This window comes from Streptomyces sp. RB17 (genome assembly GCF_009604455.1).
Taxonomy (GTDB): domain Bacteria; phylum Actinomycetota; class Actinomycetes; order Streptomycetales; family Streptomycetaceae; genus Streptomyces.
On the sequence record NZ_WEGL01000002.1, the window covers coordinates 203,611 to 227,158 of the forward strand.

The 23,548-nt window shown below is 73.1% G+C and carries 25 protein-coding genes and 1 tRNA gene; 15 read left to right on the forward strand and 11 right to left on the reverse strand.

Annotated elements, in window-relative coordinates:
• Positions 1-221: 221 nt before the first annotated feature.
• The 12 genes from SRB17_RS07880 (at position 222) to SRB17_RS07935 (ending at position 11,119) form a co-directional block, all read left to right on the forward strand.
• A complete protein-coding gene (locus SRB17_RS07880) occupies positions 222-2,678 on the forward strand; it encodes a sensor histidine kinase (protein ID WP_228395922.1) in 2,457 nt (818 codons plus the stop codon).
• 96 nt (positions 2,679-2,774) lie between these two features.
• Positions 2,775-3,209 carry a roadblock/LC7 domain-containing protein gene (locus SRB17_RS07885; protein WP_067127653.1) on the forward strand — a complete coding sequence of 145 codons (435 nt, stop codon included), beginning with the start codon at positions 2,775-2,777 and terminating at the stop codon, positions 3,207-3,209.
• A gap of 2 nt (positions 3,210-3,211) precedes the next feature.
• On the forward strand, positions 3,212-3,583 hold the full coding sequence (locus tag SRB17_RS07890) for a DUF742 domain-containing protein (RefSeq protein WP_323375165.1): 372 nt from the start codon (positions 3,212-3,214) through the stop codon (positions 3,581-3,583).
• Positions 3,561-4,160, forward strand: coding sequence for a GTP-binding protein (locus SRB17_RS07895; RefSeq protein ID WP_153536226.1), 600 nt, complete (start codon positions 3,561-3,563; stop codon positions 4,158-4,160). Before SRB17_RS07890 ends, SRB17_RS07895 begins: the two co-directional genes overlap by 23 nt.
• Positions 4,161-4,245: 85 nt before the next feature.
• Complete coding sequence (locus SRB17_RS07900) at positions 4,246-4,821, forward strand: GAF domain-containing protein (RefSeq protein WP_153536228.1); 576 nt, start codon at positions 4,246-4,248, stop codon at positions 4,819-4,821.
• Between the two features lie 189 nt (positions 4,822-5,010).
• Complete coding sequence (gene tdh, locus SRB17_RS07905; protein WP_323375166.1) at positions 5,011-6,039, forward strand: L-threonine 3-dehydrogenase; 1,029 nt, start codon at positions 5,011-5,013, stop codon at positions 6,037-6,039.
• A gap of 38 nt (positions 6,040-6,077) precedes the next feature.
• Positions 6,078-7,271: a glycine C-acetyltransferase gene (locus SRB17_RS07910; RefSeq protein WP_153536230.1), complete on the forward strand. Its 1,194-nt coding sequence runs from the start codon at positions 6,078-6,080 to the stop codon at positions 7,269-7,271.
• A 31-nt stretch (positions 7,272-7,302) separates the two neighbouring features.
• Entirely contained in the window at positions 7,303-8,208 is a 906-nt protein-coding gene (locus SRB17_RS07915; protein ID WP_153536232.1) for a LysR family transcriptional regulator, read from the forward strand.
• Between the two features lie 46 nt (positions 8,209-8,254).
• Entirely contained in the window at positions 8,255-8,824 is a 570-nt protein-coding gene (locus SRB17_RS07920; RefSeq protein ID WP_323375167.1) for a helix-turn-helix domain-containing protein, read from the forward strand.
• On the forward strand, positions 8,821-9,351 hold the full coding sequence (locus tag SRB17_RS07925; RefSeq protein ID WP_416237031.1) for a GNAT family N-acetyltransferase: 531 nt from the start codon (positions 8,821-8,823) through the stop codon (positions 9,349-9,351). Before SRB17_RS07920 ends, SRB17_RS07925 begins: the two co-directional genes overlap by 4 nt.
• Positions 9,352-9,381: 30 nt before the next feature.
• Positions 9,382-9,741 carry an MmcQ/YjbR family DNA-binding protein gene (locus tag SRB17_RS07930; protein ID WP_153536234.1) on the forward strand — a complete coding sequence of 120 codons (360 nt, stop codon included), beginning with the start codon at positions 9,382-9,384 and terminating at the stop codon, positions 9,739-9,741.
• A gap of 94 nt (positions 9,742-9,835) precedes the next feature.
• Positions 9,836-11,119, forward strand: a complete 1,284-nt coding sequence (locus SRB17_RS07935) for an MFS transporter (RefSeq protein ID WP_153536236.1) — start codon at positions 9,836-9,838, stop codon at positions 11,117-11,119.
• Between the two features lie 178 nt (positions 11,120-11,297).
• On the opposite strand, the gene SRB17_RS07940 is transcribed toward SRB17_RS07935, so the two are convergent.
• Positions 11,298-12,212: a transketolase family protein gene (locus SRB17_RS07940; RefSeq protein ID WP_153536238.1), complete on the reverse strand. Its 915-nt coding sequence runs from the start codon at positions 12,210-12,212 to the stop codon at positions 11,298-11,300.
• A 32-nt stretch (positions 12,213-12,244) separates the two neighbouring features.
• The gene (locus SRB17_RS07945) at positions 12,245-12,952 is read right to left on the reverse strand and encodes a transketolase (protein WP_153536240.1); all 708 of its coding nucleotides are present in this window, start codon (positions 12,950-12,952) and stop codon (positions 12,245-12,247) included.
• A 124-nt stretch (positions 12,953-13,076) separates the two neighbouring features.
• Between SRB17_RS07945 and SRB17_RS07950 the strand changes: the two genes are divergently transcribed.
• Positions 13,077-13,150 (forward strand) — tRNA-Pro (locus tag SRB17_RS07950).
• Positions 13,151-13,235: 85 nt separating this feature from the next.
• Here SRB17_RS07950 and SRB17_RS07955 read toward each other — a convergent pair.
• The 5 genes from SRB17_RS07955 to SRB17_RS07975 form a co-directional block, all read right to left on the reverse strand.
• Positions 13,236-14,033 (reverse strand): hypothetical protein, encoded by a 798-nt coding sequence (locus SRB17_RS07955; protein WP_153536242.1) that lies wholly within the window; start codon positions 14,031-14,033, stop codon positions 13,236-13,238.
• A gap of 180 nt (positions 14,034-14,213) precedes the next feature.
• A complete protein-coding gene (locus SRB17_RS07960) occupies positions 14,214-14,750 on the reverse strand; it encodes an NUDIX hydrolase family protein (protein ID WP_153536244.1) in 537 nt (178 codons plus the stop codon).
• A 7-nt stretch (positions 14,751-14,757) separates the two neighbouring features.
• Entirely contained in the window at positions 14,758-15,948 is a 1,191-nt protein-coding gene (locus SRB17_RS07965; RefSeq protein ID WP_153536246.1) for an amidohydrolase family protein, read from the reverse strand.
• A 2-nt stretch (positions 15,949-15,950) separates the two neighbouring features.
• Positions 15,951-17,354, reverse strand: a complete 1,404-nt coding sequence (locus tag SRB17_RS07970; RefSeq protein WP_323375168.1) for a glutamine synthetase family protein — start codon at positions 17,352-17,354, stop codon at positions 15,951-15,953.
• An 87-nt stretch (positions 17,355-17,441) separates the two neighbouring features.
• The gene (locus SRB17_RS07975; RefSeq protein WP_323375169.1) at positions 17,442-18,254 is read right to left on the reverse strand and encodes an SAM-dependent methyltransferase; all 813 of its coding nucleotides are present in this window, start codon (positions 18,252-18,254) and stop codon (positions 17,442-17,444) included.
• 193 nt (positions 18,255-18,447) lie between these two features.
• Between SRB17_RS07975 and SRB17_RS07980 the strand changes: the two genes are divergently transcribed.
• A complete protein-coding gene (locus SRB17_RS07980) occupies positions 18,448-19,302 on the forward strand; it encodes a Cof-type HAD-IIB family hydrolase (protein ID WP_153536248.1) in 855 nt (284 codons plus the stop codon).
• A gap of 14 nt (positions 19,303-19,316) precedes the next feature.
• On the opposite strand, the gene SRB17_RS07985 is transcribed toward SRB17_RS07980, so the two are convergent.
• The 4 genes from SRB17_RS07985 to SRB17_RS08000 form a co-directional block, all read right to left on the reverse strand.
• A complete protein-coding gene (locus SRB17_RS07985; protein WP_323375170.1) occupies positions 19,317-20,117 on the reverse strand; it encodes an SAM-dependent methyltransferase in 801 nt (266 codons plus the stop codon).
• A 47-nt stretch (positions 20,118-20,164) separates the two neighbouring features.
• Positions 20,165-20,812, reverse strand: coding sequence for an endonuclease (locus tag SRB17_RS07990; RefSeq protein ID WP_153536252.1), 648 nt, complete (start codon positions 20,810-20,812; stop codon positions 20,165-20,167).
• A 21-nt stretch (positions 20,813-20,833) separates the two neighbouring features.
• Positions 20,834-21,166: a DUF3140 domain-containing protein gene (locus tag SRB17_RS07995; protein ID WP_153536254.1), complete on the reverse strand. Its 333-nt coding sequence runs from the start codon at positions 21,164-21,166 to the stop codon at positions 20,834-20,836.
• Between the two features lie 176 nt (positions 21,167-21,342).
• Positions 21,343-22,152 carry an alpha/beta hydrolase gene (locus tag SRB17_RS08000; RefSeq protein ID WP_153536256.1) on the reverse strand — a complete coding sequence of 270 codons (810 nt, stop codon included), beginning with the start codon at positions 22,150-22,152 and terminating at the stop codon, positions 21,343-21,345.
• A gap of 177 nt (positions 22,153-22,329) precedes the next feature.
• On the opposite strand from SRB17_RS08000, the gene SRB17_RS08005 reads away from it, so the two are divergent.
• Positions 22,330-23,517, forward strand: coding sequence for a thiolase family protein (locus SRB17_RS08005; protein ID WP_323375171.1), 1,188 nt, complete (start codon positions 22,330-22,332; stop codon positions 23,515-23,517).
• Positions 23,518-23,548: the final 31 nt, after the last annotated feature.

A 23,548-nucleotide genomic window follows, 5' to 3' on the forward strand; every position in this document is an offset into this window, starting at 1 on the left:
AGATGGTGATCGCGTCGTGGTGACCGGTTCTGCGCGAGTCGTATCGAAGTCTTTCGCGTCCAATTCCCGTGCATGACCGGGTAATCGGTCTGTCGTACGAGGGCTCATACCAGAGCGGGACCAATCCTGCGGGACTTTGTCAACTGCCCCCCGCACATGAGGGGGAGGCGACTACTGTCAGTGGCCGCATGGCAGCCCGACGGACTAGTACGAGGACGCAGATGTCTCACCTCCGCGCACCGGCCACCCGTGCCGACCGCCGAGAGGGCGGCCGGCACGGGCGACCGGTCGCCCGACCCGCTCCCGCACTGCCCGAGACGCACATACGGCCCCAGCTCCTGCGGCTCGCCGTGCTGCCGCCCCTCGCGGTCGCGCTCAGCGCCACCGCCGCGGTCATCTTCAGTATCCGGTCCACCGGCGCCCGCACCGGACCCATGCTCTGGGCCGTGCTCGCCGGAGCGGTCACCGTGACCGTCGCCGGCATCCTCATCGCCGCCGTGGCCGCCGACCGGGCCGCCCGATCGGTCTCCGACCGCGTCGACGCGCTGCGCCGTACCGCCGCGCGCGGCGAGGCCGACCTGCACGACCTGGTCGACGCGCTGCGCCAGGGGGAGGCCCCGCCACAGCGCGCACCGCGCCGCCGGCCGCCCGCGGACGCCGACGACTTCGAGCTGCTCGCCGCCGACCTGGCCCGCGCGCACGACGGCGCCGTCACCGCCGTCGTGCGCGCCGCCCAGCTGTCCAGCCAGGCGGGCAGCGAGCAGAAGCTGGAGGTCTTCGTCAACCTCGCGCGCCGGCTCCAGTCCCTCGTGCACCGGGAGATCTCGATCCTCGACGACCTGGAGAACGAGATCGAGGACCCCGACCTGCTCAAGGGCCTGTTCCACGTGGACCACCTGGCCACCCGTATCCGGCGGCACGCCGAGAACCTGGCCGTGCTCGGCGGCGCCGTCTCCCGGCGCCAGTGGAGCAACCCGGTCAGCATGACCGAGGTGCTGCGCTCGGCCATCGCCGAGGTCGAGCAGTACTCCCGGGTCAAGCTGGTGCCGCCGATCGACGGCGAACTGCGTGGCCACGCCGTCGCCGACGTCATCCATCTGCTCGCCGAACTCATCGAGAACGCCTCGGTGTTCTCCGCCCCGCGCACCCAGGTCCTGCTCCGCGCCAACCTCGTCACCTCCGGGCTCGCGGTGGAGGTCGAGGACCGCGGGCTCGGCATGCCCGTCGGCGAACAGAACCGCATGAACGCCCTGCTCGCCGACCCCGACCAGGTCAATGTCGCCAGCCTGCTGGCCGACGGCCGCATCGGCCTCTACGTCGTCTCCCAGCTCGCCCGGAGGCACGGCATCCACGTGCGGCTGCAGACCAACATCTACGGAGGTGTGCAGGCCGTACTCGTCGTCCCGCAGGCGTTGTTGGGTACGGCACCCGGGGCGGCCGGCGCGGTCGCGGTCGCGGGCGCCGGTGCCGGTGCCGGGACGGGCGTACCCCGGCCGCAGGATCCGGCGGACACCGGTGTCACTCCGCAGGTACGGCTTCCGGGCCAGGTCGGTGACCAGGGGCAGGGGTTCGGGCAGGGGCACGGGTCCCGGCCGGAGCGCGAGCCGGGGCAGGTGCGGGGGTCCGTCCCGACGACTGCGCCTGGGGCCGCGCCCGTGCCGGTGCCGGGAGTGCGGTCGGGCGGTGACGGCCCCGCGCGCGGCGGTACCGGGCCGGAGGCCGGGGGCCCCGCCGACTCGGGGGCCGTGGCCGGGGGAGGCGCCGTAGTGGCCTCCGGGAGCGAGGCCGGTTCCGGAGGCGGACAGGATCAGATGACCGGGCGGCCGCACGCCCGGCGCGGGAGCGGGCGGCGCGGCGCCGAGAGCGAGGCCGTACGGCGCGGCGCCGGGAACGGTGACGGCGGGCACAGCGGAGGCGGCCTCGCGCCGCTTCCCGTGCGGGGGACCCGGCAGGGCCGGCCCAACCCCGCCGAGGCGGTGCCCGGCATCGGCGCCGGGGACCGGGCGGCGGTCGAGGCGCACGCGGGCATGCTGCCCACGCCGCGCACCGGCGCCGTGCGGGGCACCATGAACAAGCCCCAACTGCCCCGTCGGCGCGCCCAGGAGCACATCGTCCCCCAGCTGCGCGGCGGTCCCGCACCCCGCCAGGACGGCGACACCGTCCCGGGCCACGACCCGGGGCTGATGGCGGCCTTCCAGCGGGGGATCGGACTCGCCGAGGCACAGCAGCACATGGAGAGCCAGGAGCAGCAGCCCGCCCCTTCGGACGCCGGCCACCTGGACTCCGCACACATGGGCTCAGCCCACATGGAGACCGTGCGCACGGAGTCCACCCACAGGGAGACCATCCACATGGGCTCGGCCCACGTGGGCACCGCCGACATGGACGCGGCCCACATGGAGTCCCCACACATGGAGTCCGCACACATGGACGCCGCCCACGCCGCCGCCGCGATGGGCCATCACCTCCGCCCCGCCGTACCGGAGTTCACCGACCCGGCTCGTGTGCAGCCCGACCACATCGGCTCGGACCATACGAGCACCCATCACAGGGGCTCGGACCACATGGGCTCCGACCACAGGGACCCCACCCCCATACCCCAGGGGCGCACCCACGCGCCCGCATCCGACGGTGCCCGTGGCGCCGGCCGGCCCGACGGGAGCGCCCCGGCCGGCTGACGCCCGCACCGTATCCACCCACCCCCACCTCCGAGCACGCACCCCCCAACCGCCAGCGCTCCCGCAGACCTTCGTACCCCAAGGAGTCGATCCACCATGGCGAGCGATGCGCCGACCGCCCACGCATCCGACCTCGACTGGCTGCTGAGCGGCCTCGTGCAGCGCGTACCGCACACCACCAGCGCGGTGCTCCTTTCCTGCGACGGGCTGGTGAAGTCCGTGCACGGCCTCGACATCGACAGTGCCGACCACATGGCAGCCCTGGCCTCCGGCCTCTACTCCCTCGGCCGCAGCGCGGGCATCCGGTTCGGCGACGGCGGGGACGTCCGCCAGGTCGTCGTCGAGCTCGACTCGACCCTGCTGTTCGTCACCACCGCCGGCTCCGGCACCTGCCTCGCCGTACTGGCGGGCCGCGAGGCCGACGCCGCCGTGCTCGGCTACGAGATGGCGATGCTCGTCAAGAGCGTCCGCCCCTACCTGGTGACCGCGCCCCGGCAGCACGCCGTCGAACCCACGGCGACGAGGCCTTGAGCGTGGCCGCAGCCGGCGACGGGCCCTGGCTGGACGACGCGGCCGGACGGCTGGTGCGCCCGTTCACCGTCAGCAACGGACGTACCAAGCCGAGCATCGCCCTGGACCTGATGTCGCAGGTGATGGCCACCGGCGTCACCCCGCTCGGCTACCTCGGCCCCGAGCACGCCCAGGCGCTCGACCTGTGCCGGGCCCCCGTCTCGGTCGCCGAGGTCGCCGCGCATCTGAAACTGCCCGCGGTCGTCACCAAGGTGCTGCTCTCGGACCTCGTCGACTGCGGGGCGCTGACCACCAAGCCCCCCGCCTTCCACCACACACCCACTGACCGGTCTCTGCTGGAGGCAGTGCTCGATGGACTACGACGACAGCTCTGACCCGTTCCCGACCGCGCTGAAGATCCTGGTGGCGGGCGGATTCGGGGTCGGCAAGACGACCTTCGTGGGCGCGGTCAGCGAGATCGCGCCGCTCAGCACGGAGGAGCTGCTCACCACGGTCAGTGTCGGCACGGACAGTCTCGAGGGCGTCGAGAACAAGATGGAGACCACGGTCGCCATGGACTTCGGCCGGATCACCCTCGATCCGGACCATGTGCTGTACCTGTTCGGCACACCGGGGCAGGAGCGGTTCTGGTTCATGTGGGACGAGCTGTCCGAGGGTGCCCTCGGCGCGGTGATCCTCGCCGACACCCGCCGGCTCCAGGACTGCTTCGCCGCCGTGGACTTCTTCGAGGAACGCGGACTCGGCTTCATCATCGCCGTCAACGAGTTCGACGGCGGCTACCGCTACGAACCCGAGGAGGTGCGTGCCGCCCTCGACCTCGACCCCGAGATCCCGGTCGTCCGCTGCGACGCCCGGATCTCCAGCTCCGGCGTGCAGACCCTGCTCACCCTGGTACGCCACCTCCTCGCCCACGCCCCGGCGACCGCGCCGAGCCATGGCGCCCACATGTGATCACGCCCTACCGCCCACGGAGTTCCTATATGAGGTACGCCCACAGCGCCGGAACCCGGCCAGCAGTACGGGCAGGAGCCCGGCCATGACCTACGAGCCGCCCCGGCCGGTCCGGGGTCTGCTCCTCACCCCCGAGGACAAGGAGGCCCCCGCCCGCGTCCACCGGCTGCGCCTGCTCGGCCTGGCGGACCGTCCCGATCCGGCGCTCGACGTCTTCGCGGACCACCTCGCCCGGCTCACCGGCGCGCCCTACGCCATGGTCAACTTCGTCGGCGAGGACCATCAGTTCTTCGCGGGCCTGTGCGTCCCCGCCGTCGCTCCGCTGGTCAGGGAGGACGGCAGCCGGCCCGAGTTCGGCCGGGTCCTGCCGCGCGAGCATGGGTTCTGCCCCCATGTGGTGGTCCGCCGCAAGGCGCTGGTGCTGGAGGACGTCCGCGACTATCCGCGGTTCGCCGGGAATCCCGTCGTGGACGAGTACGGCATCCGTTCCTATCTCGGTGCCCCGCTCATCGACAGCTCCGGCATGGCGCTCGGCACCGTGTGCGCGGCCGACACCGGGCCCCGGGCCTGGGGCCGATCGGGCCTGGAGACCATCAAGGCGCTGGCCGCCGATCTCGTCGTACGCCTCGAGCGGAGCGCCGAGGACGGGCTGCCCCTGTGACGGGCCGGGGCGAACCTTCGCCGCCGGCACCTGGGGCGTGAAGGAAAGCTGAGGCGGCGGTTAAGAAAAGCTCGATGGACCCGCGGCCCGCGGATACGGCAGATTGCAGGGTGATTCCACCCCTCTGACCCGGTGCGGGCTGCTGACGTCTGCCCGCGGGCCGGGACCTCACCCACAGGAGCCGCACGCGTGAAGGCGCTGGTCAAGGAGAAGGCCGAGCCCGGGCTCTGGCTGACGGACGTCCCGGAGCCCGAGATCGGCCCGGGTGACGTACTGATCAAGGTCATGCGGACCGGTATCTGCGGCACCGACCTGCATATCCGGGCCTGGGACGGGTGGGCGCAGCAGGCGATCAGCACTCCGCTCGTGGTCGGGCACGAGTTCGTCGGGCAGGTCGTCGAGACCGGCCGCGACGTGAACGACATCCGCATCGGCGACCGGGTCAGCGGCGAGGGCCATCTGGTGTGCGGCAGGTGCCGCAACTGCCTGGCCGGCCGCCGCCATCTGTGCCGTGCCACCGTCGGTCTCGGCGTCGGCCGGGACGGCGCCTTCGCCGAGTACGTCGCCCTGCCCGCGTCCAATGTCTGGGTGCACCGCGTCCCCGTCGAGCTCGACGTGGCCGCGATCTTCGACCCGTTCGGCAACGCCGTGCACACCGCGCTGTCCTTCCCGCTGGTCGGCGAGGACGTGCTGATCACCGGCGCCGGACCGATCGGCCTGATGGCCGCCGCCGTGGCCCGGCACGCGGGCGCCCGCAACGTCGTCATCACCGACGTCAGCGAGGAGCGCCTGGACCTGGCCCGCAAGATCGGCGTGAGCCTCGCCCTGAACGTCGCCGAGACCACCATCGCCGACGGGCAGCGGGAGCTGGGGCTGCGCGAGGGCTTCGACATCGGCCTGGAGATGTCCGGCCGCCCCGAGGCGATGCGGGACATGATCGCCAACATGACGCACGGCGGCCGTATCGCCATGCTCGGCCTGCCGGCGCAGGAGTTCCCCGTCGACTGGGCCCGGATCGTCACGTCGATGATCACCATCAAGGGCATCTACGGCCGTGAGATGTTCGAGACCTGGTACGCCATGTCGGTGCTGCTGGAGGGCGGCCTGGACCTCGCCCCCGTGATCACCGGCCGCTACGGCTACCGCGACTTCGAGGCGGCCTTCGCCGACGCCGCGAGCGGCAAGGGCGGCAAGGTCATTCTCGACTGGACTGCGTAACTCTCGTCATCCGCAAGCACCTTCAGGAGAGCTCCCCCATGTTCGACTCTGTCCGCGACGACCTGCGCGCCACCCTCGACGAGATCCGGGCCGCCGGCCTGCACAAGCCCGAGCGGGTCATCGGCACCCCGCAGTCCGCGACCGTCGGCGTCACCGCCGGCGGCCGGCCCGGCGAGGTCCTCAACTTCTGCGCCAACAACTACCTCGGCCTCGCCGACCACCCCGAGGTGATCGCCGCCGCCCACGCCGCCCTGGACCGCTGGGGCTACGGCATGGCCTCCGTCCGATTCATCTGCGGCACCCAGGAGGTGCACAAGGAGCTGGAGGCCCGGCTCTCGGCGTTCCTCGGCCAGGAGGACACGATCCTCTACTCCTCCTGCTTCGACGCCAACGGCGGTGTCTTCGAGACCCTGCTCGGCGAGGAGGACGCGGTCATCTCCGACGCCCTCAACCACGCCTCCATCATCGACGGCATCCGCCTGTCCAAGGCCCGCCGCTACCGCTACGCCAACCGCGACCTCGCCGACCTGGAGGCGAAGCTGAAGGAGGCGTCCGACTCGCGGCGCCGGCTGATCGTCACCGACGGCGTCTTCTCCATGGACGGCTATGTGGCACCGCTGCGCGAGATCTGCGACCTCGCCGACCGCTACGACGCGATGGTCATGGTCGACGACTCGCACGCCGTCGGCTTCGTCGGCCCGACCGGCCGCGGCACCCCCGAGCTGCACGGCGTCATGGACCGCGTCGACATCATCACCGGCACCCTCGGCAAGGCCCTCGGCGGCGCCTCCGGCGGCTATGTCGCCGCCCGCGCCGAGATCGTCGCCCTGCTGCGCCAGCGCTCCCGTCCGTACCTGTTCTCCAACACCCTGGCCCCGGTGATCGCCGCCGCCTCCCTGACGGTCCTCGACCTGCTGGAGTCCGCCGACGACCTGCGGGTCCGGCTGAACGAGAACACCGCCCTGTTCCGCCGCCGGATGACCGAGGAGGGCTTCGACATCCTCCCCGGCGACCACGCCATCGCGCCCGTGATGATCGGCGACGCGGCGAAGGCGGGCCGCATGGCCGAGCTGCTGCTGGAGCGGGGTGTGTACGTGATCGGCTTCTCCTACCCGGTCGTCCCGCAGGGCCAGGCCCGCATCCGGGTCCAGCTGTCCGCCGCGCACTCGACCGAGGACGTCAACCGCGCGGTCGACGCCTTCGTCGCGGCCCGCGCCGAGCTGGCGGCCTGACCAGCGCTGACCCCCTGGGATAATTGAGGGCATGATCGAGGCACGGCGGCTCCACATCCTCCGTGCGGTGGCCGACCACCGCACGGTCACCGCGGCAGCCGCCGCGCTCTACCTCACCCCCTCGGCGGTGTCCCAGCAGCTCACAGCGCTGGAGCAGGAGACCGGCCACCGCCTGGTCGAGCGCAGCGCCAAGGGCGTACGGCTCACCGCGGCCGGCGAGATCCTGCTCAGCCACACCAACGCGGTCCTCGCCCAGCTGGAGCGGGCCGAGGCGGAGCTCGCCGCGTACAGCTCGGGCGAGGCGGGGACGGTGACCGTGGCCGCCTTCGCGACCGGCATCGCCCAGGTCGTGGCCCCGGCCGTGGCCCGGCTCGCGGACACCGCGCCCGGCATACGCATCCGTGTCCAGGACGCCGAAGGCGACGCGAGCCTGCCCATGGTGCTGGACCGGCAGGTCGACGTGGCGGTGGCCGTGGAGTACCGGGGCGCCCCGCCCGCCGACGACCCCCGGCTCGCCCACGTCCCGCTCTACGCCGAGCCGTTCGACGCGGTCGTACCCGTCGGCCACCGCCTCGCGGACGCCGCCGAGGTCCCCCTCGCCGAGCTGGCCAAGGACCCCTGGATCGGCCCGTACCCCGGCAACCCCTGCCACGACGTGGTTGTCCTGGCCTGCGAGAACGCCGGCTTCCAGCCCCGCCTGGAGCACTCCTCCGACGACTTCCGCGCGGTGGTCGCGCTCGCCTCGGCCGGCGCGGGCGTAGCCCTCGTACCGCGCTCCGCGCTGAACGGCATGGACCTCACCGGCGTCGTCGTACGCCCCGTCGACGGCGTGGCCCCCACGCGCCGCGTCTTCGCCGCCGTACGGCGCGGCGCCGAGGGGCACCCGCTGATCCGGCCGGTGCTGGAGGCGCTGGGGCGGGCGGCGCAGGAGGCGTGAGGCATCCGTAACGCGCTTGTCTCATATCCGGGATAACGTCCTGGATGTGAGAAGCCCAGAGGATCCCCTCGACACCCGGCTCGGCGCCCGGCTGGCCGAACTGCGTACCCAGCACGGCTGGTCCCTGGGGGAGCTGGCCGAGCGCAGCGGGGTGAGCCGGTCCACCCTGTCGCGCGCCGAACGCGTGGAGATCAGCCCCACCGCCGCCCTGCTGAACCGGCTCTGCCATGTCTATGGCCGCACCATGTCCCAGCTGCTCAGCGAGGTCGAGGCGGCGCCCGCGCCGCTGGTCCGGGCCGCCGAGCAGCAGATCTGGGAGGACCGCGGTTCGGGATTCGTCCGGCGGTCCGTCTCCCCGCCGCACGCCGGGCTGCGCGGCGAACTGGTCGAGGGCCGGCTCGCGCCGGGTGCCGACATCGCCTACGACCGCCCGCCCGTGGCCGGCCTGGAACAGCATCTGTGGGTGCTCGACGGCGCCCTGGAGGTGACCGACGGGGAGCAGGTCCACCACCTGGACCCCGGAGACTGCCTGCGGATGCGCGTCTTCGGCCCGACCCGGTTGCGGTGCGCCGGCCCCGTCGAGGCACGGTACGCGCTGGCCGTGGTGCGGCCGTGAGGGTGGAGCGCTGGAACGCCGAGCACCTCCGCGAGCGTGCGGCGGAGCTGGCGGAGGTGTTGACCGACACCGTGGCCGGTGGCGCCTCGGTCGGCTTCCTCGCGGCGCTCACGCACGAGGAGGCCACCGCCTGGTGGCGGCAGCGGGCCGAGGCGACGGCGGCGGGCCGGCTCGCCGTCTGGGCCGCGCTCGACGGCACCGGCCGGCCCGCCGGAACCGTGAGCCTCGCATACCCCGACAAGCCGAACAGCCGCCACCGCGCGGAACTGGTGAAGCTGATGGTGCACCGCTCCGCGCGCGGACGGGGACTCGGCCGCCGCCTCCTCACCACCGCCGAGGCCGCCGCCGCGGCCGCCGGCATCACCCTGCTCCACCTCGACACCGAGACCGCCGGCCCCGCCGAGCACCTCTACCGCTCGGCCGGCTGGACCCGGGCCGGAGTCATCCCCGACTACGCGGAGAGTCCCGGCGGCGAGCTGCGCCCGACGACCCTGTACTACAAACGGCTGGAGCCGCCGGCCGGGTGACTGTCAGTGGCAGGAGCTACGGTGCGTTGCATGCCGGATGCCGAAGACGTACGCCGTATCGCCCTGTCCCTGCCGGACACCACGGAGAAGGTCGCCTGGAGCATGCCCACGTTCCGGGTGGCCGGGAAGATGTTCGCGACCCTGCCCGAGGACGAGACGTCCCTCGCCGTGCGCTGCCCCAAGGAGGAGCGCGACGAACTGGTGCTGGCCGAGCCGGAGAAGTTCTGGATCGCCGACCACGAGGCCCAGTTCGCCTGGGTCAGAGCGAGACTCGCCGCCCTGGAGGACGAGGACGAGCTGCGGGACATCCTCGCCGACTCCTGGCGGCAGGCCGCACCGCCCCGACTCCTCGACACCCACCCCGAGTTGGGGCTGCCGACCGGGGAGTGAAAATGCGCCGTACGCGCGCGCGGGGCGTGGCATGATCCCGCGCGGCGCAGACGGGCGCGGCACCACGGGGGACGGCGGGGAGGGAGCATCCGCGATGACGGGAACGGACGCACGGCACGACATCACCACGCGGGGAGCGCGCGGGAGCGAGGCGGGCGGGCGGGCCGTCTGGTCCCGGGACTTCGCGCTGTTCTTCGTGGCCCGGGCCGTCGCCCGCCTCGGCGACACCATGCTGCCCGTGGCCCTCGCCGCCGGCCTGCTGGAGCACGGGTACGGCGCGGGCGCGGTCGGCCTCGCCATGGCCTCGACGGCGGCGGCGTTCGCCGGTCTCGTCGTCTTCGGCGGGGTCATCGCCGACCGGTTCAGCACCCGCAGGCTCATGATCGGCGCCGACCTCGTCCGGCTCGGCACCCAGTCCCTCGCCGCGGGCCTGTTCTTCGCCGGGCATGTGGTGCTGTGGCAGATCTGCGTGATCGGTTTCGTCAACGGCGTGGCGGGCGCGGTCTTCCAGCCGGGCGTGGCCAGTACGGTGCCCCGGCTGGCCGCCGACATCCAGGGCGCCAACGGCGCGATCCGCATCGCCGAGTCCGCCGCCCAGCTCGCCGGCCCCGCCGTCGCCGGTCTCCTGGTCGGCTTCGCCTCGCCCGGCTCGGTGTTCGCCGCGCATGCCGCGACCTACGCGACCAGCGCCCTGTGCCTGCTGCTGCTCCGGCTGCCGCCGCTCCCCGAGGGCGCCCGTGCCGCCACCGGGCGCGGGATGCGTGCGTTCCGAGCCGATCTGGTCCAGGGCTGGCGGGAGTTCAGATCCCGGACCTGGCTGTGGAGCGTGATCGCCGTCTGGTGCCTGTACATGATCGCGGCCTGGGGGCCGACCGTCCCGCTCGTGGCCACCGAGGTCGTCCAGCAGCACGGCCCGCGTGCCTACGGCCTGGTCAACTCCGCCCTCGGCGCGGGCACCGTCGTCGGCGGCCTGCTCGCCCTCCGGCTGCGGCCCCGCCGGATGCTCCGCGCCGGCGCGCTCTCCCTGTTCGCCTTCTTCGGCTTCCCGGCGGCCGTCGGAGCGGGACTCGGCGTGGCCGCGATGGCGGCGGGAGCGGCCGTGGCCGGCGCCGGGATGTCGTTCTGGGGCGTGATGTGGGCGACCAGCGTGCAGACCCAGGTGCCGCCGGACGTCCTCAACCGCATCCACGCCTACGACGTGGCCGGTTCCCTCGCCATGATGCCGGTGGGCCAGGCCCTCGCGGGGCCGGCGGCCGATGCGCTCGGCGCCGGGCACGTGCTGCTGATCGCCGCCGCGACGAGCGTGGCGGTGGCCGTGGCTCTGCTTGCGGTTCCGGCGATACGGGACTTGGTCCGGGCGGATGCGCCTGCGCAGTGAGCGCCGGGCGCGTGCAGGTGCCCTGAGCTGCTCTGTGCCCTGCGCTCGTGCCGGCCGGGGGTCGGTTCGCTCGCCCGCGCTTGCGGGGTGCCTCCCTCAGAGGGGTACCCCCAGCGCCCCGAAGGGGCGCGGGGAACTGCGCGGCCGGCCCCCGCGGATCCGCAGTCGCGCACGGCGCTCAACCGGCCCGGCGGGTGGGCGCCGTGAACCCCGCGATCCGCTCCCGCAAGCTCGCCGGGTCCAGCCCGTGTGCGGCCACGTGCTCCTCGATCGTCCCGTACCGGCGCAGCTCGCGGCGGCCCACGCCGAGCCCCAGGACCCGGTGCGGCACGTCCGCGAGCGCCTCGCTCACCGCGGTCGTCGAGGTGCCGGCGAGATACGGCTCGACCAGGACCACGTCGGTGCCCGCCGCCTCCGTGGCCCGGCGCAGTCCCGCCGCGTCGAAGGGCCGTACGGTCGTCGCGTACAGGACAGTCAGGTCCAGGCCCTCCGTGGCGGCCAGGACCGCGTCCAGCACGGGCCCGACGGCGACGACCACACCCCGGCGGCCCTCGTGGACGGTGACGAAGTGCTTGCCGTCGATCAGCCGGCCCTGCCGGTTGGCCTGCAGGGACAGCCGTACGTACACCTTGTCGTCGCCCGCCGCGACCGCGTGGCGCAGCAGTGTCTCGGCCTCGTCCGGGTGTCCGGGCACATGCACGGTCCAGCCGTCCAGCGTGTCGAGCAGAGCCACATCGCCCGGGGCCATGTGCGTGTAGCCACCGGCCGGCCAGTCGAAGGACGCGGCCGCGCTCACCAGCACCGCCCCGGTGTCCTGGTGCCCGAGATCCAGCTTGACCTGCTCGAACGGCCGCTCCACGAGAAAGCTGGCGAAGGTGTGCACCACGGGCCGCAGCCCGGTCAGTGCCAGCCCCGCCGCCGCCCCGACCAGCAACTGCTCGCGGATGCCGACGTTGATCACCCGGTCGGGATGCCGGGCCATGGCCTCGCGGAAGCCGTCCTTGCCGATCTCGGCGAGGACCACCGCGACGCGCGGGTCCTCGTCCAGCAGCCGGGAGACGACGGGGGCCAAACGATCACGCATGGTGTCCATGAAACTGTGCCCTTTCCGATGAGCGGGGAGAGTCAGGCGTTCTTCGGCTCTACCCGGGCCACGACCACGTGCGGCCGCCCGGGATGCGGCGCGGTGAACGCGGTGTACAGCGCCTCGTGATCGCGCCCGTCGACGGTCGCCGCCGACCAGCCCGCCGCCTCGAACCGGGCGGCGATCCCGCCGGGCCGGGCGTGGCTGGCGGAGGAGTTGTCGACCACGACCGTGTGCAGCCGCTCCAGGCCCGCGGGCCCGGCGAAGGCGATCGCCTCGTGGTTGCTGCCCTCGTCCAGCTCGGCGTCCCCGATCAGCACCCAGACCGCCGGATCGTGCAGCCCCTGCGCCCGCAGCCCCAGCGTGCTGCCCACCGCGATCGGCAGCCCGTGCCCGAGCGAGCCGCTGCCGATCTCGGCACCCGGAACCAGCACCCGGTCCGGATGGTGCCCGAGCGGGGAGTCGTACGACCCGAAGCCGGGCAGCCAGTCCACCGGCACGAATCCCTTCGCGGCCAGCACCGCGTAGTACGCCATGGGCCCGTGCCCCTTGCTCAGCAGGAAGCGGTCCCGGGCGGGATCGTCCCGCCGCTCCGGCGTCACCCGGAGCACCCGGTCGTAGAGCACCCACAGCACGTCGAGGGTGGAGGTGGCCGCCGGTCCGTGCTTCTCGTCGCCGGTCATGAGGCTCATCAGGCCGGGCAGGTCGTCGTAGCCGGATGTGCGGCTTTCGTTCGCTGCGATCTTCATACCGACGATCCTGCAACCTCAAGCAAACTTGAGGTCAACCGGAAAGTGGTGCGCGATCACCAAGCGGAGTGCGGTATTGTTTCCCTGCGCGTTTCGACCGGGGAAACCCCAGGTCAAACGGCACCGGGACGTGGCGCAGCTTGGTAGCGCACTTGACTGGGGGTCAAGGGGTCGCAGGTTCAAATCCTGTCGTCCCGACGGAAGTCGGACTGTTACGCGGTCAAGGGGCCTTCTTCGGAAGGCCCCTTACGCATGTCCGCCGGAAGTCCCCGCCGCGCGGGTGTCAGGGCGTCGGCTCGACGTCGCGACGGGACAGCGCCAGGAACGCCACGAAGCCGACGATCGCCACCGTCCAGGACAGCGTCACCGGGCCGAGTCCCCAGCCCAGGCCGCCCCGGGTGCCGGGCAGGGCCATCCAGTCGGCGAGGGACGCGCCGAGCGGACGGGTGATGACGTACGCCGTCCAGAACGCGGTCACCGCGCCCAGCAGTCCGGCGCGGTGGGTGAGGGCCGGCACGCAGATCGCCACGGCGAACAGGACGACCGAGCCCAGGTAGCCGAGGCCGATGGTGGCCGTCAGGTCGCCCGCGGCCGTGCCCAGGGCGAAGGTGGCGAGGACGGCCGCCCAGTAGAACAGCTCGCGGCGCCTGGTGCGGATGGAGTGGATGGACAGGGTGCGCTCGGACGCGTACCAGAGCACGAAGACGGCGGTCAGGGCGAGCAGGAACAGCGGGGTGGACAGGGTGTACGGGACACCGAGGCCGACGTGCAGCACGTCCGCGGCCATCGTGCCGAACACGCTGACCATGACGATCGCCGTCCAGTAGATCCAGGCCACGTACCGGCGGACCGCGAACTGGAGCACGAGGGACGCCGCGAACGCGAGACCGCCGAGGCCCACCGCCGGGATGGGGCCGAGCAGATGGGCGAGGAAGTCCGAGGCGGTCTCGCCCATGCCGGTGGTGAGGACCTTGATGATCCAGAAGTAGACGGTGACCTCCGGCACCTTGTTCGCGCTCTCACGTATGCGCGCGCGTACGTGCGCGCGGGGCCGGTCGTCCAGGACGTGCTCTGTGCTCATGGCCCGCACCCTCGCACGCCCAACTGATCTTTCCCCAGCCCCCTTTGCCATTGTTTTGGGGCTTCTGGGGCAGCCGTTGCCACGGGCCGCCGCGAACCTGAACGCAACCTGAACGCATCGGGGAAGCCCCTGGTCGGCGGCCTGACCGGGCTGATAGACAGGCGAGTCGGGCCGCCGCGGTCAGAGGGCCAGACCCATGTGCGCGAGCGCCTGCTTGAGGAGCACCCCGTGCCCGCCCGGCATCTCGCTCTGCACCGCCGGGGAGGCTGCCTCCTGCGGGCTGAACCAGACCAGGTCCAGCGCGTCCTGCCGGGGGCGGCAGTCGCCGGTGACCGGGACGATGTAGGCGAGGGACACCGCGTGCTGGCGCGGGTCGTGGTACGGCGTGATGCCCGCCGTCGGGAAGTACTCCGCCACCGTGAACGGCTGCAGGGACGGGGGCACGCGGGGCAGCGCGACCGGGCCGAGGTCCTTCTCCAGGTGGCGCAGCAGGGCGTCGCGGACCCGCTCGTGGTGCAGGACGCGGCCGGACACCAGGGTCCGGCTGACCGTCCCGTCCGGGCCGATCCGCAGCAGCACACCGATGCTGGTGACTTCGCCGCTGTCGTCCACGCGCACGGGTACGGCCTCGACGTACAGGATCGGCATCCGGGCCCTGGCCATTTCCAGCTCGTCCGTGGACAGCCAGCCGGGCGTCGTCTCGGTCATGTCAGACATTGCTTGATCATACTTTCCGGGTGGGGCGTCCGCTGGGATCGCGGGCCGGGTCGGATACGGGTGGTCCGTAGAGGCGCAGGGCGTTGTCGCGGCCGGTCCAGGCGGCGATGCGCAGGGCGTCGGGCAGGCTCAACTCGTCGGCGTCGACGCGGACTTGGAGCAGATCGGCGAGCCCCTGCCGGAAACACAGGGCGCCGAGGTGATGGAATTCGGCCACCCCGTAGGCGTCGGAGCTGTACAGCAGTTTGCGGAACGGGGTGATCTCCAGCGCCTCCTCCAGCACCGCCCGGCTGCGGGCCGGGCCCGTGTGGTGCAGGGCGAGACCCACGTCCAGGTACACCTGCTCGAACACCGCGGCCAGATAGGCGGCCTGCCGGTGGTACGGCCAGCAGTGCAGCAGCAGCACCGGGACCGTGCCGGACGTGAGCCGCAGCCAGTCGGTCAGCAGGGCCGGGTCGGCGTGGTGCAGTCGCAGGTCGGCGTCGCCGAAGCCGGTGTGCAGCTGCAGGGGCAGGCCGAGATCGACGGCCGTCCACAGCAGGTGCCGTAGCAGGACCGGATCGGTGAGCCGGGCGCGGCCCCCGTCCGGCGCCGCCGCGAACCAGTGCCGGGCGGCCTCGGTCACCTCGCTGTCCGCCGGGCGCGCCGGGTCCAGGGCGAAACCGGTGCGGTAGGCGGCCACCGACTTCACCGCCACCACGCCCGGCCGGCGTACGGCCTCCTCGGCGGCCTCGCGGAAGCGGGCCGCGTACTCGCCCGGCTCGACGCCCCGCGCGGCCACCTCCTCCGCCACCTGTTCCAGGCGTACGACCTCGAAGGCGGCCGCGCCGGAGGCCTCCGCCAGCTCGGCCGGGGTGGTGAGCGGGTGCGGGGCGTAGCCGGTGTCCACGAGGAACACCCCGGCTCCCGCGGCCCGCAGGAAGCGCTGGTTGACCTCCTGTGCGCCCAGGGCCGCTCGGCGGGCCACGTAGTCGGCCGGCGGCGCGTGCCGGGGGAGGTCCAGCAGGGGCGCGCAGTGCCGGCGTACGGCCACGCCGGCCGGGGTGTCGAAGGGCGAGACGCCGGGCCAGGCCTCGCCCTCGGTCAGCAGCGAGGCGAACTCCCCGGGCGCGAGGTCGGCCGTCACGGCGCCGTGGCAGTGGTGGTCCACCAGCGCCAGTCCGGCGAGGGCCTCGTGGACCGGTCCCGGCGTGGCCATGGTCAGTACACCCAGCGGTAGGCCGCCGCCACCCGCGCGTCGTCCAGGCCGTCGACGGCCGCCGCCTCGCCGAGCCGTACGGCGGTCACCGCGTCCGCGAGGACCGGGCCCAGCGCGGCCCGCAGCACCTCGTCCGGCCGGAACGCGTCGACGGCCTCCGGCAGCGACTGCGGCAGCCGCCGCACGCCGAGAGCCGCCGCCTCGTCCGGGCCGTACCGGGCCGGGTCGCCGGTGATCTCCTCCGGGAGGGCCCGGGAGGAGTCGATCCCGTCCAGGCCGGCGGCGATGACACAGCCGAGGGCGAGATAGGGGTTGGCGGCCAGGTCGACCGGTTTCACCTCCAGGTTGGCCTCCTGCTCCCGGCGGCCCGCCGAGCCGGTGATCACCCGCAGCGCGGTCTCGCGGGTCTCCCGGCCCCAGGCGGTGAACACCCCCGCCCACCGGGAGGGTCTGAGCCGCAGATAGCTGGCCGGGCTCGGCGCGGTGACGGCCGTCAGCGCGGGCAGCCGGGCCAGGATCCCGGCCGCGAAGGACTCCGCCTCGGGTGTCATGCCGTACCGGCGCTCCCCGCCCGCGTGCAGGTTCACGCCCTCGCGCCAGCAGGACAGGTGGACATGGCCGCCGTTGCCGACGGCCTCGGCGGACACCGCGGGCGAGAACGACACCCTGAGGCCGTGCCGCTGCGCGACCGCCCGGATCGTCTGCCGGACCAGCACGCTGCGGTCGGCCGCCGCCACCGGATCCAGTGCGCCCGCAGACACCTCGAACTGCCCTGCCGCGTACTCGGGATGAAGCTGGTCGACCGGCACGCCCTGGGCGTCGAGCGCGGCCAGCAGATCGGCGGTGCAGTCGCTCATTTCCACCTGCCGGATGCCGCCGTACGCCGGGCCCGACACCGCCGGCACGAACTCCCCGGCGGGTGCCGAGCCGAGCCCGACCGTCCACTCGACCTCGATCGCCGCCTTGAAGGCGAGGCCGTGCCGCTGCGTGGCCTCGGCGACGATCCGGCGCAGAAAGGTCCGGGCGCAGCCGGGGTGCCGGGTGCCCTCCTGGGTGATCCGGTCCACCGGCGCCCATGCCCAGCCGGGCTGCCCGGCCAGCACGACCAGCTGGTCCAGGTCGGGGTAGAGCCTGAGGTCACCGTCCGGGGAGCCGAGGACGTCGGTGCTGACGATCGAGTCGTCGGCGAGGAAGGTGTCGAACACGGGGGACATGCCGACTCCCCAGGACACGGCCGCCTCCAGCCGCGCCGTCGGGATCGTCTTCACCCGGCAGACACCGGCGGTGTCCACATAGGCCAGCACGATCCCCCGCACGCCCCGCGCGGCGAGGTCGGCCGTCAGCCCCGCGACCCGGCGCAGATCCTCCGGGCGCCCGCCGGGCACGGGGTCGGCAAGGGTGGTCACACGTCCTCCTCGGCCATACGTCCTCCGTCCTGCGCACGTGCTCCGCGCCTTCGGGCTCTCGGCGTCGGTCCGCCCCCGGTGCGGGCGTCAGGGTTTCACGGCCACGGCGCCGTACTGGGGCACCGCGGCGGCGTCCGCCGACCCGGCGCGCCACTGCGAGCAGGGCACCAGCCCCGGCTCGACCAGCTCCAGGCCGTCGAGGAAACCGGCGATCTCCGCGCGGCTGCGGGCGGTGATCGGCGGGGTGGCGTTGGCGTTCCAGAACTCCATCGCGGCCCGGTTGCCCTCGCCGCCCACGTCGGGGTCGTGCGTCGGGTGGGTGAGGACGAGATGGCTGCCCGACGGCAGCGCCGCGATGAGCCGCCGTACGACGTCACGGGCCTGGCCGGTGTCCAGGACGAAGTTCAGGATGCCCAGCATCATCAGCGCGACCGGCCGGCTCAGGTCCAGGGTCTTGGCGGCGCGCTGCAGGATGCCGTCCGGGTCGTGCACATCGGCGTCGATGTAGTCGGTGACGCCCTCGGGGGAGCTGGTGAGCAGCGAGCGGGCGTGCACGAGCACGATCGGGTCGTTGTCGACGTAGACGATCCGTGACTCGGGGGCGATCCGCTGCGCGATCTCGTGGGTGTTGTCGACGGTCGGCAGGCCGGTGCCGATGTCCAGGAACTGCCGTATCCCGCGCTCGGCGGTCAGGAACCGCACCGCCCGGGCCAGGAACGCCCGGTCCGCGCGGGCCACCGCCCGGATCACCGGGAACATCCCGGCGACGTGCTCACCGACCCGCTGGTCGACCTCGTAGTTGTCCTTGCCGCCGATCCAGTAGTTCCACACCCGGGCGTTGTGCGCCACGGAGGTGTTCAGCTGCTCCGGTCCGGCCGTCGGGGAGTGGCTCTCGGTCACGTCGCCGCCCTTCTCCGGTTGCGGTCCTCCGCCGTCATTGTGCCGCCCGGTGATCGCGCTGTCCCGGGAAACGCGCACCGTGGGCGGTTCGGGGCGACTCCGGGACGTTTCGGTGCACGAGGGGCCGGCTCCGGGACGTTTCGGCGCATGAGGAACACTGGACCGGTACGCCGTCCCCGACCGGAAGCAGGACATGCCCGCCACGCCCGCCCCCCTCCTCGACACTCCCCACCCGCCCGCCGGCCCCGCCGACATCCGGCTGATCGTCACCGACATGGACGGCACGCTGCTGGACGACGCCAAGCGGATTCCTGAGGGGCTGTGGCCGATGCTCGCCGAACTGCGCCGGCGGGGCGTGCTGTTCAGCCCCGCGAGCGGCCGCCAGTACGCCACGCTGGCCCGGCAGTTCGCCGAGGTCGCCGAGGGCATGGTGTTCATCGCGGAGAACGGCACGTACGTGGTCCGTGACGGCGTGGAGCTGAGCTCCGACCCGATGGACGAGCCGGTCGCCGCCGGGGTGGCCCGTACGGTACGACGGCTGGTGGCGGACGGCGTGGACGTCGGCGCCGTGGTGTGCGGCAAGCGTTCGGCGTACGTCGAGCGGACGGACGAGGCGTTCCTGGCGGAGGTCCGCAAGTACTACGTCGAGCACCGGATCGTCGAGGACGTCACCGCCGTCGAGGACGACGTGATCAAGGTCGCGCTGTTCGACTTCGGGGCCGCCGAGCACTCCACCGCCCCGGCCCTCGCCGAGTTCGCCGCCACCCACCAGGTCGTCGTCTCCGGCGAGCACTGGGTGGACGTCATGAACCGCACCGCCAACAAGGGCACCGCGCTGCGCGGCCTGCAGCGGGCGCTCGGCATCACGCCGGCGCAGACCATGGTCTTCGGCGACTACCTCAACGACCTGGAGATGCTCGACGCCGCCGACTGGTCCTTCGCCATGGCCAACGCCCATCCCGACGTCGTCCGCCGGGCCCGCCACCTCGCCCCGTCCAACAACGACAACGGCGTGCTGCGGACCGTCTCCCGCGTGCTCGGTCTGTAACCGGTGCGAGCCCGTCAGGGCTTGCGGCCCACCGCGCCGTACAGCGACACCGGGGCCGCCTCGTCCGGGGACGGTTCGCCGCGCCAGGCGTCGACCGGTGCGACGCCGGGCGCCAGCAGGTCGAGGCCCTCGAAGAACGCGGCCACCTCGTCGCGGGAGCGTGCGACCAGGGTCACCCCGCCGGCGGCGTACGCGGCGATGCCCTGCTCGACGTTCTCCGGCTCGAAGTCGGCCGTCATCATCGACAGCACCAGGCAGCTGCCCGGCGCCAGCGCGTCGACCAGCGTCGACACCACCTCGCGGGCGCCGTCCTCGTCGGTGACGAAGTGCAGCAGCGCGATCAGGGAAAGGGCCACCGGGCGGCCGAGGTCCAGCACGCGGGCGGCCTGTTCGAGGATGCCGCGCGGATCGCGGGCGTCGGCCTGCACGTACTCCGTCACGCCCTCGGGCGTGCCGCGCAGCAGCGCGCCGGCGTGGGCCAGCACGATCGGGTCGTTGTCGACGTAGACGACCCGCGCGTCGGGCGCCACCGACTGGGCGATCCGGTGCAGGTTCGGCTCGGTCGGTATGCCGGTGCCGATGTCCAGGAACTGGCGGATGCCGTCCTCGGCGAGCGCGCGCGTGACCCGGTGCATGAACGCGCGGTTGGCGCGCGCGGCCCGGAGCGCGCCGCCCCCGTCCACGGCGGCGATCTGCCGGCCGAGCCGCTCGTCGACCGGGTAGTTGTCCTTGCCGCCGAGGAACCAGTCGTACACCCGGGCCGGATGCGGCCGTGTGGTGTCGATGTGCTGTGCGGCCGGCCCGGTCCCCGTCACCTGCTGCTCCCTCGCTCCCGCCGAATGCGAGCAGCAGTCTGACACGATCATGCCGCGCGGCGCAGACAGTCTTCGGCCACCTCCTTGTCGAGCGCGGCCCGCACCAACGCGGCGGCCAGCACGGCCGGTTCGGTCCTCCCGGCCAGCTCGGTGAGCTTGTGCGGGTCCTTCGGCAGGCCGAGCCGCTGGGCCCCGGAGAGCGCCTTGCCGTCCAGGTAGGGCGCCACTTCGGGCCAGACGCGCTGGGCCTCGCGCAGGAAGATGTCGGCGCCGGCCGGACCGACCCCCGGCTCCTCCTGGAGCAGCCGCTTGAGTTCCCCGGTGTCGCCGTGCGCCTCCTCGTGCAGCCGGCGCAGGTCGCCGGACCAGCGGTCCAGCAGCAGCTCGGCGCCGTCGCCGAGCTGGGTGGCGGTGCGCTCGTCGTAGCGCCGGTAGCCGCCGCGGCCGAGCGCGTCCACCCGCTGCTGCCAGTCCGCGTCGGCCATGCGGCGCGGGCTGTCCAGATGGTCCTCGTGCAGGGCCTGCGCGGCGGCCACCGCGACCGAGGCGTGGATCCGGGCGCTGAGCAGCAGGGCCAGCACCAGCAGCCGGTACAGCGGCTGCGGGGTGTCCTTCAGCCGGATGCCCGCCTCCTCGGCGTAGGTCTGCCCGTACTCCGACAGCAGTTCGCGCAGGACTCGTTCGTCGTGGTTCATGGCTGCGGCTCCGGGGCTGGGCTAGGGCTTGAGCGGGTCGTGGCCGAGCGACATCAGCTGGTGCCGGCGGCCGGTGTCCTCGGCCTCGGGCTCCTCCTCCATGTCCACCAGGTCACCGACGGTGTCCACGACCTTCCGCAGCACGCCGAGGTCGTCATCGGTGAGGTCCATGCGGCGTTTCTGGAGGATCGCGAGGACGCGCTGCCCGACCGGTGAACCCGCCTGATCCGGCAGGGGCTCGGTCAGCTCGCCGGAGTCCCGGACCCGCAGCCAGTCCGCGAGCTCGGCCGAGGTCATGTTCACCACGCGGTGGAAGTTCTCCCACAGCGCGTCGAGTTCGAGCGAGTCGGCCATGGGGCTTTCCCCTTTCGCATACGGTCCCGCCGGTTTCACATGTGGCCCCGCCGGCCCGTCACGTGGCGTCGGGCGGCGAGTCCCACCTCGTCCAGCTGGAAGTGGATCGACCGGGTTGCGTACGGTCCTGTCCGAAGGGGCGGGTGCCCAGCGCGTCAGGGGGCAAACGGGCCTGATCAGCGGGGCAGCGCCCGGTCCAGGAAGCGGATCACCTCGGCGAAGACCTCCTTCTTGTCCGTCTCGTGGAACACCTCGTGCCGCGCCCCGGCGAAGATCCGCTCGGTCGGTCGTGAGCCGGCCAGCCGCTCCACGCCCACCCGGCTGCCGGACAGCGGCACCAGCCGGTCATCGTCCCCGTGCAGCCACAGCAGCGGCAGCGGGCCGATGTCACCCGCCCGGTCGACGGTCCGAAGGGTCCGGGCGAACGCCTCGAGCGTCGGCCGCTTCATCGGCCCGTGCCACACCAGCGGATCGGCCGCGTAGGCGGCGCCGACGGCCGGGTCCCGGGAGAGCGCGGCCGGGCTCACCGGGGTGTCCGGGATCTCCGGCAGGGCCAGCAGCCGCCCGGGCAGCTCCCAGGCGCCGATCACCGGCCCGGACAGGATCAGCGCGCTCAGCTCGGCGCCGTACCGCTGCGCGTAGCGGGCCGCGATCAGTCCGCCCATGGAGTGGCCGACCAGGACGAGCGGCAGGCCGGGGTGCGCGGCCCGGGCGAGGTCGGCCACCGCGTGCACATCGCCGACCACGTCCTCGAAGTCCTCGATCAGCACCCGCTCACCGGCCGACCTGCCGTGGCCGACGTGATCGGGCCCGTACACGGCGGCCCCGTGGCCGGTCAGTACGGCGGCCAGCTCGTCGTACCGGCCCGCGTGCTCGCCGTATCCGTGCACCACCAGCGCCAGGTACGCCGGTGCGGGGTGCGGCCACTCGCGTACGGCCACCGGGCCGTGCGTTCCGTGGAGGGTGTGTTCGCGGACGTGGTGCATGTCTCCTCCGGGTGGGTCGGTGAAGCCCCGGAGGATCTTCCCAGCGGGCCGGGCGGAGGTCTATAGTCTAAAACTAGCAGTGCTAATTAAGTGGCCGCGTGCGATCCGTCCACGTGTCCCCGTGTGGTCCGCTGATCGACAACGCCGTGGATCAGTCGTAGGTCAGGAGTCGAAGCCGTGCGTCCCGTCCACTTCGCGGCCGCCCGCCGCACCCCCATCGGCAAGCTGCGTGGTTCCCTCTCCTCCGTCCGCCCCGACGACCTGGCGGCGACCGTGATCCGCCACCTGGTGGCCGACGTGCCCGCCCTCGATCCGGCCCGGATCGACGACGTCTACTGGGGCGCGGCCAACCAGGCCGGCGAGGACAACCGCAACGTCGCCCGCATGGCCGCCCTGCTCGCCGGGCTGCCCGAGTCGGTGCCCGGCGCCACCGTCAACCGGCTGTGCGCCTCCGGCCTCGAAGCCGTCACCACCGCCGCGCGCACCATCGCCGCCGGCGAGGCCGACATCGTGCTCGCGGGCGGCTCCGAGTCCATGAGCCGCGCCCCGTTCGTGCTGCCCCGCCCCGACGAGGCCCTGCCGCAGCGCATCGAGACCCACGACACCCGCCTCGGCTGGCGCCTGGTCAACCCGACGATGAAGGACCTGCACGGCCTGCTCTCCATGGGCGAGACCGCCGAGGAGGTCGCCGAGCGGTACGGCGTCTCCCGTGACCGGCAGGACGAGTTCGCCCTGCGCAGCCACCGACTCGCCGCCGCCGCACGCAAGAACGGGCACTTCGACGACGAACTCCTGCCCGTGGAGCGGCCGGACGGCGTCGTGGTCGAGCAGGACGAGTGCGTCCGTGAGGACACCTCGCTGGAGAAGCTGTCGAGGCTGAAGCCGGTCTTCCGCCAGGGAGGCACGGTCACCGCGGGCAACGCCTCGCCGATGAACGACGGCGCGGCCGGGCTGCTCCTGGTCAGCGAGGAGGCCCTGAACGAGCTGGGCCTGGAGTCCCTGGGCCGCTATGTCGCGGGCGCCTCCGCCGGGGTCCACCCCGATGTGATGGGCATCGGCCCGGTCCCCGCCACCCGCAAGGCGCTGGGCCGGGCCGGCTGGGACATCGCCGACCTGCAGGAGGCCGAGTTCAACGAGGCGTTCGCCGCCCAGGCCCTCGCCTGCGTCGACCAACTCGGCATCGACCCCGACCTGGTCAACCCCACCGGCGGCGCCATCGCCCTCGGCCATCCCCTCGGCTGCTCGGGCGCCCGCATCCTGACCACACTCCTGCACCGGATGCGGCGCACGGGTGCCGAGCGGGGGCTCGCGACCATGTGCGTGGGCGTGGGGCAGGGCAGCGCGGTGCTGGTCGAGCGGCACTAGCGCTTTCCCGACGGGGGATCTGGTCGGTCGA